The organism is Streptomyces sp. NPDC002133, from assembly GCF_040296405.1.
GTDB lineage: Bacteria > Actinomycetota > Actinomycetes > Streptomycetales > Streptomycetaceae > Streptomyces.
Genome location: NZ_JBEOXF010000001.1, coordinates 530,322 through 544,088, shown reverse-complemented (window position 1 = coordinate 544,088; position 13,767 = coordinate 530,322). Strand labels below are relative to the sequence as shown.

The window sequence follows — 13,767 nt, the reverse complement described above, 5'->3', positions numbered from 1 at the left end:
CTGGGCGCATGCGTCGAGGATCGTCTTTCCCTTGGCCGCGCCGGCTCCGCGGGCGTCTCCGGCGACTCCGGAGGGGGAGACGGTCATGAAGGACCCGGCTGCCGTCCGCTCGGGCGCGGGCCGTGTGGCGTCGGCCGTACGCGGATGGCCACCGCGGCGATGGTCAGGACCGTGGCCAGGGCGGCGAGGGGGGTCTTGGTGGAGCCGCCCTGGGTTTCGTGGCGAGAGACGGAGGTGATCGCGTAGGTGTGGGCGCCGAGGAGGGCCGCGTGCGGGAGGGCGGGGCGCAGGCCGGTGGGGTGGGTTGCCGTGGCGCCGAGGAGGAGGTCCAGGGTGCGGGCGGATGCCATGGCGGCCGGGCCGGCCGGGGTGTGCTTGAGGTGCAGGTCGTACGACCAGACCGCCGCGGTCAGCGCCGAGGCCACGAGCAGTGCCGGGCGGCCGGCGCGGGCGGCCAGGGCGAGCCCGGCCGCCGTGAGTGCGCCGGCCGCGGTCAGGGCTGCCGCGGGACGGATCCGGCCCGACGGGATCGGGCGGTGCGGCCGGTCGACGGCGTCCTCGTGGCGGTCGGCCCAGTCGTTGAGGGCCATGCCCGCCTCGTAGAGGCAGAGGGAGGATCCGATGGCGAGCGCGGTCCCCCGGTTGGGGCGCAGCCCCGCGGAGGCGGCGCCCGCGAGGGCGTCGCCAGGGACGCTGAACAGGGCGGAGATGCGCAGGAGTTCCGCCCAGGCTCGGAGCCGCCCCCCGCTCGCCGCGGCGGCGGGCCGTGCAGGTGCCGGTGCCGGTGCCGCGGTCCCGGTCGCCGACCCACCGGACGGCGGCCTCCCCGCCCGCGTATCGGTGCGCCCGGCTGCCGCCCGCGGCTCCCCGCACTCCGGCACGCCCCGGGCGTCCTTGTGCCCGGACGCGGAGACCGCCCCCGGCCCCTGCGGCCCGGGCGTTTCCCCAGGCCTGGCCGCAGGGTTGCGCGCGGGCGCGGGCAGCAACCATGCCGCCGGCCCGCGCAGGAGCGCGAGGACGCCCGGGGAGCCCCGGCGGCGGCCTCCCGCCGTCACCGGGCCTCCCCCAGGCGCGCCGCGAAGCCGAGCAGCTCCCCGTACTGCTCGGCAAGGGCGGCCGGGGCTCCCGGGTCCGGGTCCTTGAAGTAGAACGCGAGTTCGGGCAGGGGGCCGGAGCGGCCCGTCTCGTGGGCGCGGGCCACCAGGCGCGCGAGATCCAGCACCAGCGGTGCCGCGAGGGCCGAGTCGCAGCCCTGCCAGGTGGTCTGCAGAACCATGCGGGCGCCGAGGAAGCCGTCGAAGGCGATGTGGTCCCAGGCGGTCTTCCAGTCGCCGAGGGCCGGGACGTCGTCGATGTGGACCTCGCCCTCCGGTGCGGCGCCCAGGGTGTCGGCGAGGACACGCTCCTTGCCTGCGTTCTTCGCCGCGGCCGCCGCGGGGTCGGCCAGCGCCGCCCCGTCCCCGCCCCCCAGCAGGTTGGTGCCGGACCATGCCCGTACGGACAGGGCGCGCTGCACGAACATGGGGGCGAGTACGGAACGGAGCAGCGTCTGGCCTGTCTTACCGTCCCTGCCGGCGTGGGGAAGTCCGCGGGCCGAGGCGGCGTCGGCGAGGGCCGCGGTGCGCAGCCCTGTGGAGGGAGTGAAGTTGACGTAGGGGCAGTCGGCCTCGATGGTGGCGGCCGCGTAGAGGGAGCTCGCGGGGAGTCGTACGGAGTCGGGGGCCGGGGCGGGTTCCGTCGACGCGACGTTCACCACGACCACGCGTGCGAGATCGTGCTGCTCACGGAAGGCAACGATGTCAGCGGCGAAGGCCTCGATCAGCGCCGTGTCCGGCCTGGTGTCGCCGGGCAGCGGGCCGCCCGCGCGGATCTCCTCGTTCGCGGCCGCGAGTTCGCCGCGGACCGCCGAGGGCAGACCGTGGGGCAGGACGCCGCCTGCCGCGAGCTGTTCGGCCCGCTTCGGCAGGGGGCAGCCGGTCGTGTCGTGGCCGCCGAAGACCAGGGAGGACACGGGTGGCAGCCCGGCTCGGGCGAACGGCGGGGTCTCCGTCACCATGCCCGTCGCCGGGTGCAGGCCTGCGGTGACCGCAGCGCATCCGGCGACCGCGGTGGTGGCGACGGAGCCGCGGGCCCCGATCAGCCAGACCCCGGTGCGGTGTTCCTTGGGATTCGTCACGGGCTGCCTCCCTGCGATGCGATGCGATGGTGGGACGGCGGGCGGGGGTACGGCGTCTCCCCGCCCGCCGCCGGCTTGCCGGGCCGCCCTACGAGGACGAGGGCAGCTCCTTGAGCTGGATGTTCCGGAAGGACACCTGGTCGTCGGCGCCGTGGTTCTGGATGCCGATGTAGCCGTCCTTCAGGCTGCGGACCGGGTCGGTGTTGGTGAAGTCGTTGATCTTCACACCGTTGAGGAACAGGGTGAGCCGTTCACCCTGGACCTTGATCTCGTAGCTGTTCCACTGGCCCGGGGGCCGCAGCACCCGGTCGCGGGCCTTGAGGTCGGCCGACTTGAAGCCGTAGACGGCACCGGTGGTGCGGTCGGCCGCGTCGGTGGCGTCGATCTGCACCTCGTAGCCGTTGTTCACCGCGGACCAGGCGTCGTCGGATGCGGGGAAGCCGACGAAGATGCCGGAGTTGTCGTCGCCCTCCATCTTCCATTCGAGCTTGAGGGAGTACGACTTCAGCTCCTTGGCCTGGTACCAGAGCATGCCCATGCCGCCTTCGGAGCGGAGTTCACCGTCGACGACGTTGAACTTCCCCGGGCCTGCCTGCTTCCAGCCCTCAAGTGTCTGCCCGTTGAAGAGGTCCCGGTAGCCGGTCTGCGGCTTGCAGTCGGCGTTGACCTGTCCGGAGGTGTAGCGCAGTCCGCCCAGCAGGTGCTGCCGGAACGCCGGTTCGGCGTAGGACTCCTTGGTGTGGCCGCCGCCGGTGTAGAAGGCGCGGCCGCCCTGATAGGTCTGGCACCAGGCGATCGGGTGGTCGCCCTTCATGTTGCCGCCCTGGTAGGTGGTCTCGTCGAGGGTGGCGAGGATCCGGGCCTGACCGCGGGGGTTGGTGCGGTAGTTGTACCACTCGTCCGTGCGCTCCCAGGCCGACTCCAGGTGCGAGGTGGCCGGGTGGTCGTGGTCCTCGACCCGCACGGTGGCCTTCTGGATCTGCGGGTGCGAGTGGAAGTACGCACCGACGAGTCCGCCGTAGAAGCCCCAGTCGTACTCGGTGTCGGCGGCCGCGTGGACGCCCATGTAGCCGCCACCGGTGGCGACGTAGTTCTCGAACGCCTTCTGCTGTTCGGCGTTCAGGACGTCACCGGTGGTCGACAGGAACACGACGGCGTCGTAGCGGGCGAGGTTGTTGGTCGTGAACTGGCCGGCCTCCTCCGTGGCGTCGACCGTGATGTTGCTGCCGGCGCCCAGCTCCTTCAGGGCCGCGACACCGGTCGGGATGGAGTCGTGGCGGAATCCTGCGGTCTTGGAGAAGACCAGGACCCGCTTGGCGGTGCGGTCGACGGGCGTGTTGGAGATCTCGAAGTCGTCGACGTCGTAGAGCGCTCCGGCTCCGCCCTTGAAGACCAGGAAGAGCTCGGTGGTCGCCCTGGGCACGGCGCGCAGCGGTACGTCGATGTCCTGGAAGGTCTCCCAGCCGCCGGTCACCGGCACGGGGGCCGAGCCGAGCAGCGTGCCGTTCGCCGATCCGGTGCGCACCTCGAGGAAGCCGCCCGCGCCGCCCGAGGAGATGCGTGCGGTGAGCTTGGTGGAGCCGGTCAGGTTGTAGGGCTTGAAGGAGATCCAGTCTCCGTTGTGAACGTCGCCCACGGTCTTGCCTCCGTTGGCGGGCGCCTTGTCGATGACGCTGACCCCGGACTGGGCGTTGAAGTGCTCGGCCTGCCGGTGGCGCGGCTGCAGCTGCGCCTGGTCGTGGGTGGTGAGCGGCGCCTGGCCGCCGCCTCCGCCGTCGGTGTACTCGGCGTCGAAGACTCCGAAGATGTTGGCGTTCGGGTCGTGCCCGCCGTCCGCGGAGGTCTTGATGGTGCCGGTGCAGCCGTTCGCCGAGGTCACGGGGTGTCCGTGGCTGTCATGACCGAGCACGTACGTGACCTTCACCTTGGCGCAGTCGATCGTGCCGGCCGCGCTGTCTTCGGGATCCGTGACGGTGACCTTGAACGGGATCTCGTCGCCGAAGTCGAACAGCGCGCCCTCGACGGGCAGTTCCAGGGTCACCTTGGGCGCCGTGTTGCCGACGACGACCTGGACACTGGCCGAGCCGGTTCGCCCGCTCGGGTCCTTGGCGGTCACGGTGGCCGTGTAGGTGCCGTTCTTGCGGTACGTGTAGGCCGGGTTGGCGGACGTGGAGCTGCCGCCGTCGCCGAAGTCCCAGCGGTAGGTGAGCGCGTCGCCGTCGGCGTCGGTCGTGCCGGCCGAGGAGAACGTGACCTTGAGCGGGGTCGTGCCCGAGGTCTTGTTCGCCTTGGCCTCGGCGACCGGCGAGTGCCCCTCGGTGGCGTTCTCGATCCGGTACAGCGCGGAGTGCTCGTTGCCGCCGAACCAGGCGGTGCCGTAGTCGAGGACGTACAGCGCCCCGTCGGGGCCGAAGCTCATGTCCATGATCTGCGTCCCGGTCCACGGGACGTCGTTGATGGACTGGACGGTACCGTCGGCGCCGTGCTCGATGCGCTTGATCCAGCGGCGGCCGAACTCGCCGGCGAAGAAGTCGCCGTCGTAGGCCTCCGGGAACTTCACCGGGGAGTCCAGCGCCGGGTCGTAGTGGTAGACGGGCCCGCCCATCGGGGACTCGGAGCCGGTGCCGAACTCGGGCACGGATCCGCCGTCGTAGGGTATCCAGGCCGTCTCGGCGGGCGGCAGGTCGACAAGGCCGGTGTTGTGCGGCGAGTCGTTCTTCGGGGCGGCACAGTCGAAGGCCGCTCCGGACACCTTGGTCGCGAAGTCGTAGTCGACGAACGGGTCGTTGTCGCCGGTGCAGAAGGGCCAGCCGAAGTTGCCGGGCTTGGTGACCCGGGCGAACTCGACCTGTCCCGCCGGTCCGCGCTTGGGGTCGGCCGCGCCCGCGTCGGGCCCGTATTCGCCGACATACAGCACTCCGGTCTTCTTGTCGACGCTGAAGCGGAACGGGTTGCGGAAGCCCATCGCATAGATCTCGGCCCGGGTCTTGTCCGTGCCCGGGGCGAAGAGGTTGCCATCGGGGACGGTGTAAGAGCCGTCGTCGGCGACCTTGATGCGGAGGATCTTTCCGCGCAGGTCGTTGGTGTTGCCGGAGGTGCGGCGGGCGTCGTAGGCCGGGTTGCGCGTGGGCCGCTCGTCGATGGGCGTGTAGCCGTCCGAGGCGAACGGGTTGGAGTCGTCGCCGGTCGACAGATACAGGTTGCCCTGCGCGTCGAAGTCGATGTCTCCGCCGACGTGGCAGCAGATGCCGCGGGTGGCGGGGACGTCGATGACCTTCTTCTCGCTGGCGTTGTCGAGGGTCCCGTCGGCCTTGAGGACGAAGCGGGAGAGCCGGTTGACGCCGTCGTACCTGGCGAAGTCGGCGGCGGTGCCGTCGTTGGGCGCGTCGCCCGCCGGGGTGTCCAGCGGGGGCGCGTAGTAGAGGTAGATCGCCCGGTTCTCGCTGAACTTCGGGTCGATGCCGACGCCCTGGAGGCCTTCCTCGTCGTGCGAGTAGACGGGGATGGTGCCGACGACGCGGGTGTTGCCGGCCGCGTCGGTCAAGCGCAGCTCGCCGTCGCGGGAGGTGTGCAGCACACTGCGGTCGGGGAGGACGGCGAGCGACATGGGCTCGCCGACCTCGGGCTCGCCCTTGGCGAGGGTGACCTGCTGGAACTCCTCGGCCGCCGCTGCCACGGCTTCCGGGTCCTGCGCGGGGGCCGCGGCCCCGGCGGGTACGGCGATCGCGAGTGACGTCGCGGCCAGCAGGCCGCCGGTGAGGAGCGCGAGTCCCTTCCTGAATCTGCGTGCTCCGGGCCGTTTTCTGTGCACGTGTGTCCTCCGGAAGTAGCCGGTCGTACGGGCGGGTGCTGCTGCCGTGCGGTTCCTCGCGCGGAACGTGCCGCGGGAACTCCGGGGACCGGCGTGCGCCGTCACGCTGGTCGGGATCCGGGCAGAGACCCGATCGGAGTCACGCCCCGATCGGGGCTATGTCCTGTACACCTCAGGGACGGTAGCCGGGTTCGTCCTGGGCCGAAAGCCCTTGCGCGCCAGGGAAGTTGAACTTTTTCCCGAGGCAGGACAAAGCCGGACAGGGGCAGGCCTGACCGGCCCGGCGGCACGATTGCCGCCACCGGGCCAGGCCTGCGCCGATGTGCTAGTCGTTGCCTCCGAAAGCCGCGTCGAACGATGCCGACGGCGGGTCGAAGTCGTATCGCTTCAGCGTGGCAAGCGCTTCCGGAGCACCCGCCAGCCGGTCCATTCCTGCGTCCTCCCACTCGACCGAGACGGGGCCGTCGTAGCCGATGGACCGCAGCATCCGGAACACGTCCTCCCACGGCACGTCGCCGTGCCCCGCGGACACGAAGTCCCAGCCGCGCCGCGGGTCGCCCCAGGGCAGGTGCGAGCCCAGGCGCCCGTTGCGGCCGTCGAGCCGCCGGCGGGCCTCCTTGCAGTCGACGTGGTAGATCCGGTCCCTGAAGTCGTAGAGGAAGCCGACGGGATCGAGGTCCTGCCAGACGAAGTGGCTCGGGTCGAAGTTCAGCCCGAAGGCCGGGCGCCGGTCCACCGCCTCCAGCGCGCGGTGCGTGGTCCAGTAGTCGTACGCGATCTCGCTCGGATGGACCTCATGGGCGAAGCGCACGCCCTCGGCGTCGAAGACGTCGAGGATCGGGTTCCAGCGCTCGGCGAAGTCCTCGTACCCGCGCTCGATCATGCGCTCCGGAACCGGCGGGAACATGGCCACCAGGTGCCAGATCGACGAGCCCGTGAAGCCGATGACGGTACGGACCCCGAAGGCGGCAGCGGCCCGCGCCGTGTCGGCGAGCTCGCGCGCCGCCCGCCGGCGTACCCCCTCGGCCTCGCCGTCGCCCCAGATGCGGGCGGGCACGATCGCCTTGTGCCGCTCGTCGATCGGGTTGTCGCAGACAGCCTGCCCGACGAGGTGGTTGGAGATCGCCCAGCACTTCAGGCCGTACTTGTCGAGCAGCGCCCGGCGCCCGTCCAGGTACGAGGGGTCGGCGAGGGCCTTGTCGACCTCGAAGTGATCGCCCCAGCAGGCGAGTTCGAGGCCGTCGTAGCCGAAGTCACGCGCGAGCCGGCAGACCTCCTCCAGCGGCAGATCGGCCCACTGGCCGGTGAAAAGGGTGAAGGGACGTGGCACGGCGGGGACCTCCTCAGACGGGGACGGCTGTGTAGACGGCGTTCTTCTCCGCGCTCTCCTCCACCGCCGCGAGCACGCGCTGCACCTGCAGCCCGTCGGCGAACGACGGCGCCGGGTCGGTCCCGTCGGCGATGGCGTGCACCAGGTCGCGCGCCTGGTGGGTGAAGGTGTGCTCGTAGCCGAGCGCGTGGCCGGGCGGCCACCAGGCCTCCAGATACGGGTGCTCGCCCTCCGTGACCAGGATCCGGCGGAAGCCGGAGGAGGCCGCGGGCTCGGTGTGGTCGTGGAACGACAGCTCGTTGAGCCGCTCCAGGTCGAAGGCGAGCGACCCCCGCTCCCCGTTGATCTCGAGCCGCAGGGCGTTCTTGCGGCCCGAGGCCATCCGGGTGGCCTCGAAGGAGGCGAGCGCCCCGGAGGCCAGCCGCCCGGTGAACAGGGCCGCGTCGTCGACGGTGACCGGCCCGCGCGCAAGGCCTCCGGACGCCGTCAGCCCGCTCGCGGCCCCGGCGAGCAGCGGCCTTTCCCGTACGAAGGTCTCGGTGAGCGCCGAGACGCCCACCAGCAGTTCCCCTGCCAGATACTGCGCCAGGTCGACGGCGTGCGCTCCCAGATCGCCGAGCGCCCCGGACCCCGCGTGCTCCCGCTCCAGGCGCCAGGTCAGCGGGAAGTCCGGGTCGACGAGCCAGTCCTGCAGATAGGTGACCCGTACGTGGCGGATCGCGCCGAGCCTCCCGTCGGCGATGAGCCGGCGGGCGTACGCGATCGCGGGCACCCGCCGGTAGTTGAAGCCGACCATGGCCACCTGGCCGCGCTCACGGGCACGTTCGGCCGCCGAGGCCATGGCCTCGGCCTCGGCGACCGAATTGGCCAGCGGCTTCTCGCACAGCACGTGCTTGCCCGCCTCCAGCGCCGCGATCGCGATCTCCGCATGGCTGTCACCCGGTGTGCAGACGTCGACGAGCTGCACATCGTCCCGGGCCACGAGGGCACGCCAGTCCGACTCCGCCGCGGCCCAGCCATGTCTGTGCGCCGCGGCCCGGACGGCGGCCGCGTCACGGCCGCCGATCGCGGCGAGGACCGGCCGCATCGGCAGGTCGTAGACCCGTCCCACGGTGCGCCACCCCTGGGAGTGGGCGGCACCCATGAACGCGTATCCGACCATGCCGACGCCCAGTGTCGGCGGCGCGGCCTCACTGCCCCTCTGTTCCATACGGGTTTCCTCCTCGTCGATTGCTCGGTGGCGGCGGGCAGGGACGATCAGCTGAAGCCCGTGGGCAGGTACTCGTCGACGTTCTCCTTGGTGACGACGGCCGAATAGAGGGTCAACGAGGCGGGGATCTCCAGCTCCGACAGTCCGCCGACGCCCTTGCCCTGGCCCAGGGCCCGGGCCAGATCGATGGCGGAAGCGGCCATCGTCGGCGGGTAGAGGACGGTCGCCTTCAGGACGCTGTTGTCGGCCTTGATGGCGTCCATCGCCGACTTGGCACCCGCGCCGCCGACCATCAGGAACTCGTCCCGGCCCGCCTGCTGGATGGCGCGCAGGGCGCCCACGCCCTGATCGTCGTCGTGGTTCCACAGCGCGTCGATCTGCTTCTGCGCCTGGAGCAGCTGGGCCATCTTGGCCTGGCCGGTCTCGACGGTGAACTCGGCCGCCTGGCGGGCCACCTTCGTGATGTTCGGGTAGTTCTTGAGGGCGTCGTCGAAGCCCTGGGTGCGCTGCTTGGTGAGCTCCAGGTTGTCCATTCCGGCGAGTTCGACGACCTTGGCGTTCGGCTTGTCCTTGAGCTGCTCGCCGATGTATCGGCCGGCGTTGAGGCCCATGCCGTAGTTGTCGCCGCCGATCCAGCAGCGGTACGCCTGCGGGGAAGCGAAGATCCGGTCCAGGTTGATGACCGGGATGCCGGCCTTCATGGCCTGCAGGCCGACCTGGGTGAGGGCCTTGCCGTCGGCCGGCAGGATCACCAGGACGTCGACCTTCTTGTTGATCAGCGTCTGGATCTGGCCGATCTGGATCGCGGTGTCGTTCGAGCCCTCGGTGATCTCCAGGGTCACCTCGGAGTACTTCGCCGCCCGGTCCTTGGCGTTCTGGTTGATCGCGTTGAGCCAGCCGTGGTCGGCCTGGGGTCCTGCGAAGCCGATGGTGACCGGCTTGCCGGGCTTGTCGTCGGCCGCCGGGGCGTTGTTCGTGGCCGTGCCCTGCTTCTTGGGTTCGTTGCTGGTGCAGGCGGTGAGGAGGGCGCCGGCGGAGACGGCGGCGGTGCCGAACAGGAGACCTCTGCGGCTGGTGGCCGGGATTTCTGGCATGGCGATGAAACCCTTCGGGATCGGGCGTGCGGGGGCGGGTGGTGGGTCGGCGAGGGCCGGCAGGAGGCTGTCAGGCCTCGCCGTTGCGCAAGGTGCTGCGCTGGACCAGTACGGCGGCCACGATGATCGCTCCCTTGGCGATCTGCTGGACGGCGCTCTCCAGGTTGTTGAGGGCGAAGATGTTGGTGATGGTGGTGAAGACGAGGACACCGAGCACGGAGCCGACGATGGTGCCGCGGCCGCCGCTCAGCAGGGTGCCGCCGATGATCGCTGCGGCGATGGCGTCGAGCTCGTACAGATTGCCGTTGGTGTTCTGGCCGGAGCCGGACAGGATGATCAGCAGGAAGGCCGCGATGCCGCAGCACAGCCCGGAGAGCAGATAGAGGTAGAGACGCTGGCGGCGGACGTCGATGCCGGCGAGGCGGGCCGCTTCCGCGTTGCCGCCGACGGCGACGGTGCGGCGTCCGAAGGTCGTGCGGTTCAGCAGCAGCCAGCCGATGACGGTGACGGCGGCGAAGACCAGGACGAGCGGCGGGACGCCGAGGATGTACGAGCTGGGGAGGCCGAGGTCCAGGACCGACGTCACGCTGACGATCTGGGTCTTGCCGTCGGTGAGCTGGAGGGCGAGTCCACGGGCCGACGCGAACATGGCCAGCGTCGCGATGAACGGCACCATCCCGCCGTACGCGATGAGAAGCCCGTTCACCAGCCCGCAGCCGAGACCCACGACGACCGCGGTGAAGAGGATGCCGGCGAAGCCGTACTCCTGGGTGGCGAGAGTCGTCGCCCACACCGAGGCGAGGGCAACGATCGCGCCGACGGACAGGTCGATCCCGCCGCTGGTGATGACGAAGGTCATGCCGACGGTGACGACACCGATGACGGACGCCTGGGTGAGGACCAGCTGGAGGTTGGACGTGTCCAGGAAGGAGTCGGGATCGGTGATGCCGCCGACCACGACCAGTGCGGCGAGGACACCGAGGAGGGAGAGGTTGCGGACGTCGGCACGCAGTCCCAGCGCAGGCCGGCCGCCCCTGTCGGGGGTGGACTTGGCCGCGGGCGGCGGCGGTGCCTGCTGGGCCTCGGAGGCAGGCTGCGTCATGAGCTCGGGCTCCCTTCCATGACAAGGTCGAGTACGCGGTGCTCGTCGAGCTCCTCCGCGGGTGCCGTGTGGACGACGTGGCCCTCGCGGAGCACCAGCACCCGGTCGGCGAGACCGAGCACTTCGGGAACCTCGCTGGAGACGAGGAGCACGGCGAGGCCGGCGTCGGCGAGCCGGCGGATCACGGCGTACAGCTCGGCGCGGGCGCCGACGTCGACGCCGCGGGTCGGCTCGTCGAGCAGGAGCACCCGGCAGCCGCGGAGCAGCCAGCGGGCGAGGACGGCCTTCTGCTGGTTGCCGCCGGAGAGGGTGCGGATACGGGCGTCGGGGTTGTCGGGGCGCAGGGACAGCTCCCTGGTCGAGCTCCGGGCGGCCCGGCGCTCCTCCCCGCGGTCGAGCCAGCCGCCCCGCGAGAAGCGGGAGAGGGACGAGACGGACACGTTGCGGGTGACCGATTCGAGCATCAGGAGCGCCTGGGCCTTGCGCTCCTCGGGGGCGAGCCCGAGCCCGGCACGGACCGCGGAGCGCACGCTGCCGGGTTTGACCGGGCGTCCGTCGACGGTGACCCGGCCCGCGCTGGGCTTCCTGGCTCCGTAGATGGTCTCCAGGATCTCGGAGCGTCCGGAGCCGACGAGTCCGGCGAGTCCGACGATCTCACCCGGGCGCAGTTCGAGGTCCACGGGTGCGAACTCGCCGTCCCTGGCCAGTCCTTCGACGCGCAGCACGGGGGCGCTGTCGGGTGCGGCGCCGGGCCGGTCGGGGAAGACGTACTCGACGTTGCGGCCGGTCATCAAGGCGACGATGTCGCGCGTAGGGGTGTCCTTGGCGGGCAGTCCGCCGGCCACCGCCCGGCCGTCCTTGAGGACGGTGACGCGGTCGCCGATGCGGCGGATCTCCTCCAGCCGGTGGGAGATGTACACGACGGCGACGCCGCCCGCGGTGAGGTCGGCGACGATGCGGAAGAGATTGGCAGTCTCGTCGGGGTCGAGCGCCGCGGACGGCTCGTCCATCACGATGAGGCGTACGTCGTGGGAGAGTGCGCGGGCCATCGACACGATCTGCTGCTGGGCGGCGGACAGGTCGCCGACGGCGCGTCCGGGATCGATCTCGGGGTGGCCGAGGCGGCGCAGGAGCGCGGCTGCGGACTGCCGGGCGTCGCGGCCGCGGACGATGAATCCGGCGGTCGTGGGCTCATGGCCGAGGAAGACGTTCTCCGCGACGGACAGCCCTTCGACCAGGTCGAGTTCCTGGTAGATGGTGGCGATGCCGAGACGCATGGCAGCGATGGGCGACTTCAGCGACACGGGCTCGCCGCGCCAGGTGATCTCTCCGTCGTCGGGCTGGTGGGCGCCGGCGAGCACCTTGATGAGGGTGGACTTTCCGGCACCGTTCTGGCCGAGGAGGCAGTGCACTTCGCCGGCCTGGACGGCCAGGTCTACGCCGTCGAGCGCGCGGACGCCCGGGAACGACTTGGTGATGCCGGACATGCTGAGTAGCGGTGGTGCGGGCGATGCCGGCGGTGGTTCTGGTGCCATGGCTTATCCCCTCGGCGGGTGCGGGCCGGTGAGCGGGCAGGTGGAACCAGGTGCGGGTGGTGCGGATCGGCGGGTGGTCCGTGCCCACCCGTCCCTCCCCCTGGGGCTTCGTCCTGAGGGACCCCCAAGGGGAGCGGACGGGCACGGACATCGCCGTCGGGTCAGGCCGGGGAGAACAGATGGTCGCTGATGAGCCGGGCCGCGCCGATCACTCCGGCGGTGGGGCCCAGTTCACCCAGCACGATCGGGAGGTTGCCGGTGGCCAGCGGCAGGGACTGCCGGTAGACCTGGGTGCGGACGCTCGCGAGCAGGGTGTGGCCGAGCCCGGTGACGCCTCCACCGATCACGACGAGTCCGGGGTTGAAGAAGCTGACGAGGCCGGCGATGACCTGGCCGACGCGGTTGCCGCCCTCCCGGATGAGATCGAGCGCGGTGGCGTCCCCGGCCGCTGCCGCCGCGGCGACATCGACGGCGGTGAGCCTCCCGGCCGTCTCCAGTCGCGCCGCGAGTTCGGGCGACTGTCCCGTACGTGCCGCCTCGTCCGCGTCGCGCGCGAGCGCGGCGCCGCTGAAGTGGGCTTCCAGGCAGCCTCTGTTGCCGCAGGCGCAGGCGCGTCCGTCGGCCTCGACCTGGATGTGGCCGATGTCGCCGGCGCTGCCGGTCGTCCCGCGGTAGACCTCGCCGCCGACGACGATGCCGCAGCCGATGCCCGTGCCGATCTTGACGCAGAGGAAGTCGCCGACGGAGCGGGCGACTCCGGCGTGCTGCTCCCCCATCGCCATCAGGTTCACGTCGTTGTCGACCATGACGGGGCAGCCCAGTTCCTGGCTGAGCGCCTCGCGGACCGGGAAACCGTCCCAGCCGGGCATGATCGGCGGCGCCACGGGGACGCCCTCGGGGAACCGGACGGGCCCCGGGACCCCGATCCCGGCTCCGTCGAAGCCCTCGGCGAGCCCGGACACCTTGAGCTTGGCGGCCATCGCGAGGACCTGCTCGAAGACGGCGACCGGGCCTTCGCGGACGTCCATCGGGTGGTTGAGGTGGCCGAGGACCTCCAGTTCGGCGTTGGTGACGGCGACATCGACCGACGTGGCGCCGATGTCGACGCCCAGGAAGCGCAGATTGGGCGCGAGCCGGATGTTGTGCGAGCGCCGTCCGCCGCGGGACGCGGCGAGCCCGTCCGCGACGACGAGTCCGGTCTCCAGCAGTCGGTCGACCTCGACGGCGAGCTTGGAGCGCGAGAGGTCGACCAGATCCCCCAGCTGAGCACGGGAGTTGGGGCCGCCGTCGCGCAACAGCCGCAGCAGCCGCGCCTGATGCGCATTGGCGGGTCGCGCCGTCATGCGTCTCACGTGCCCCTCCCCTCCCCCGGCCTTCGGCATGGGGAATCCCGCATGGCCTGTGCCGTCGGGCTTTCGAGGGGAAGTTAGCAGCGCCGTCCTCGACTGGGAAGAAGTTGCGCAGGAATCCCCTGCAACTTTCTCCACACCCAGGACAAAGCCGAACGGT

The 13,767-nt window shown here is 71.3% G+C and carries 9 protein-coding genes; all 9 read right to left on the bottom strand.

Annotation, left to right across the window (positions count from 1 at the left end):
* Nucleotides 1-83: 83 nt before the first annotated feature.
* The gene (locus ABT078_RS42595) at nt 84-1,055 is read right to left on the bottom strand and encodes an SCO3242 family prenyltransferase (protein WP_502981137.1); all 972 of its coding nucleotides are present in this window, start codon (nt 1,053-1,055) and stop codon (nt 84-86) included.
* A complete protein-coding gene (locus tag ABT078_RS02375; protein ID WP_351222875.1) occupies nt 1,052-2,176 on the bottom strand; it encodes an inositol-3-phosphate synthase in 1,125 nt (374 codons plus the stop codon). Before ABT078_RS02375 ends, ABT078_RS42595 begins: the two co-directional genes overlap by 4 nt.
* An 88-nt stretch (nt 2,177-2,264) precedes the next feature.
* Nucleotides 2,265-5,987, bottom strand: coding sequence for a ThuA domain-containing protein (locus ABT078_RS02370; protein ID WP_351222873.1), 3,723 nt, complete (start codon nt 5,985-5,987; stop codon nt 2,265-2,267).
* A gap of 325 nt (nt 5,988-6,312) precedes the next feature.
* The gene (locus ABT078_RS02365) at nt 6,313-7,317 is read right to left on the bottom strand and encodes a sugar phosphate isomerase/epimerase family protein (protein ID WP_351222871.1); all 1,005 of its coding nucleotides are present in this window, start codon (nt 7,315-7,317) and stop codon (nt 6,313-6,315) included.
* Nucleotides 7,318-7,330: 13 nt separating this feature from the next.
* Nucleotides 7,331-8,527 carry a Gfo/Idh/MocA family protein gene (locus ABT078_RS02360; RefSeq protein ID WP_351222869.1) on the bottom strand — a complete coding sequence of 399 codons (1,197 nt, stop codon included), beginning with the start codon at nt 8,525-8,527 and terminating at the stop codon, nt 7,331-7,333.
* A 47-nt stretch (nt 8,528-8,574) separates the two neighbouring features.
* The gene (locus tag ABT078_RS02355; protein ID WP_351222867.1) at nt 8,575-9,621 is read right to left on the bottom strand and encodes a substrate-binding domain-containing protein; all 1,047 of its coding nucleotides are present in this window, start codon (nt 9,619-9,621) and stop codon (nt 8,575-8,577) included.
* A gap of 70 nt (nt 9,622-9,691) precedes the next feature.
* Nucleotides 9,692-10,723: an ABC transporter permease gene (locus ABT078_RS02350; protein ID WP_351222865.1), complete on the bottom strand. Its 1,032-nt coding sequence runs from the start codon at nt 10,721-10,723 to the stop codon at nt 9,692-9,694.
* Nucleotides 10,720-12,210: a sugar ABC transporter ATP-binding protein gene (locus tag ABT078_RS02345; protein ID WP_351222863.1), complete on the bottom strand. Its 1,491-nt coding sequence runs from the start codon at nt 12,208-12,210 to the stop codon at nt 10,720-10,722. The genes ABT078_RS02350 and ABT078_RS02345 overlap by 4 nt, the downstream gene beginning before the upstream one ends.
* Nucleotides 12,211-12,419: 209 nt before the next feature.
* On the bottom strand, nt 12,420-13,601 hold the full coding sequence (locus tag ABT078_RS02340) for an ROK family transcriptional regulator (protein ID WP_351222941.1): 1,182 nt from the start codon (nt 13,599-13,601) through the stop codon (nt 12,420-12,422).
* Nucleotides 13,602-13,767 lie beyond the last annotated feature (166 nt).

What these genes read in the sequence shown, in the direction of transcription:
- ABT078_RS02360 (WP_351222869.1), bottom strand. Translation starts at nt 8,527, where the DNA reads ATGGAACAGAGGGGCAGTGAGGCCGCGCCGCCGACACTGGGCGTCGGC.
- ABT078_RS02350 (WP_351222865.1), bottom strand. Translation starts at nt 10,723, where the DNA reads ATGACGCAGCCTGCCTCCGAGGCCCAGCAGGCACCGCCGCCGCCCGCG.
- ABT078_RS02355 (WP_351222867.1), bottom strand. Translation starts at nt 9,621, where the DNA reads ATGCCAGAAATCCCGGCCACCAGCCGCAGAGGTCTCCTGTTCGGCACC.
- ABT078_RS02345 (WP_351222863.1), bottom strand. Translation starts at nt 12,210, where the DNA reads ATGTCCGGCATCACCAAGTCGTTCCCGGGCGTCCGCGCGCTCGACGGC.
- ABT078_RS02340 (WP_351222941.1), bottom strand. Translation starts at nt 13,601, where the DNA reads ATGACGGCGCGACCCGCCAATGCGCATCAGGCGCGGCTGCTGCGGCTG.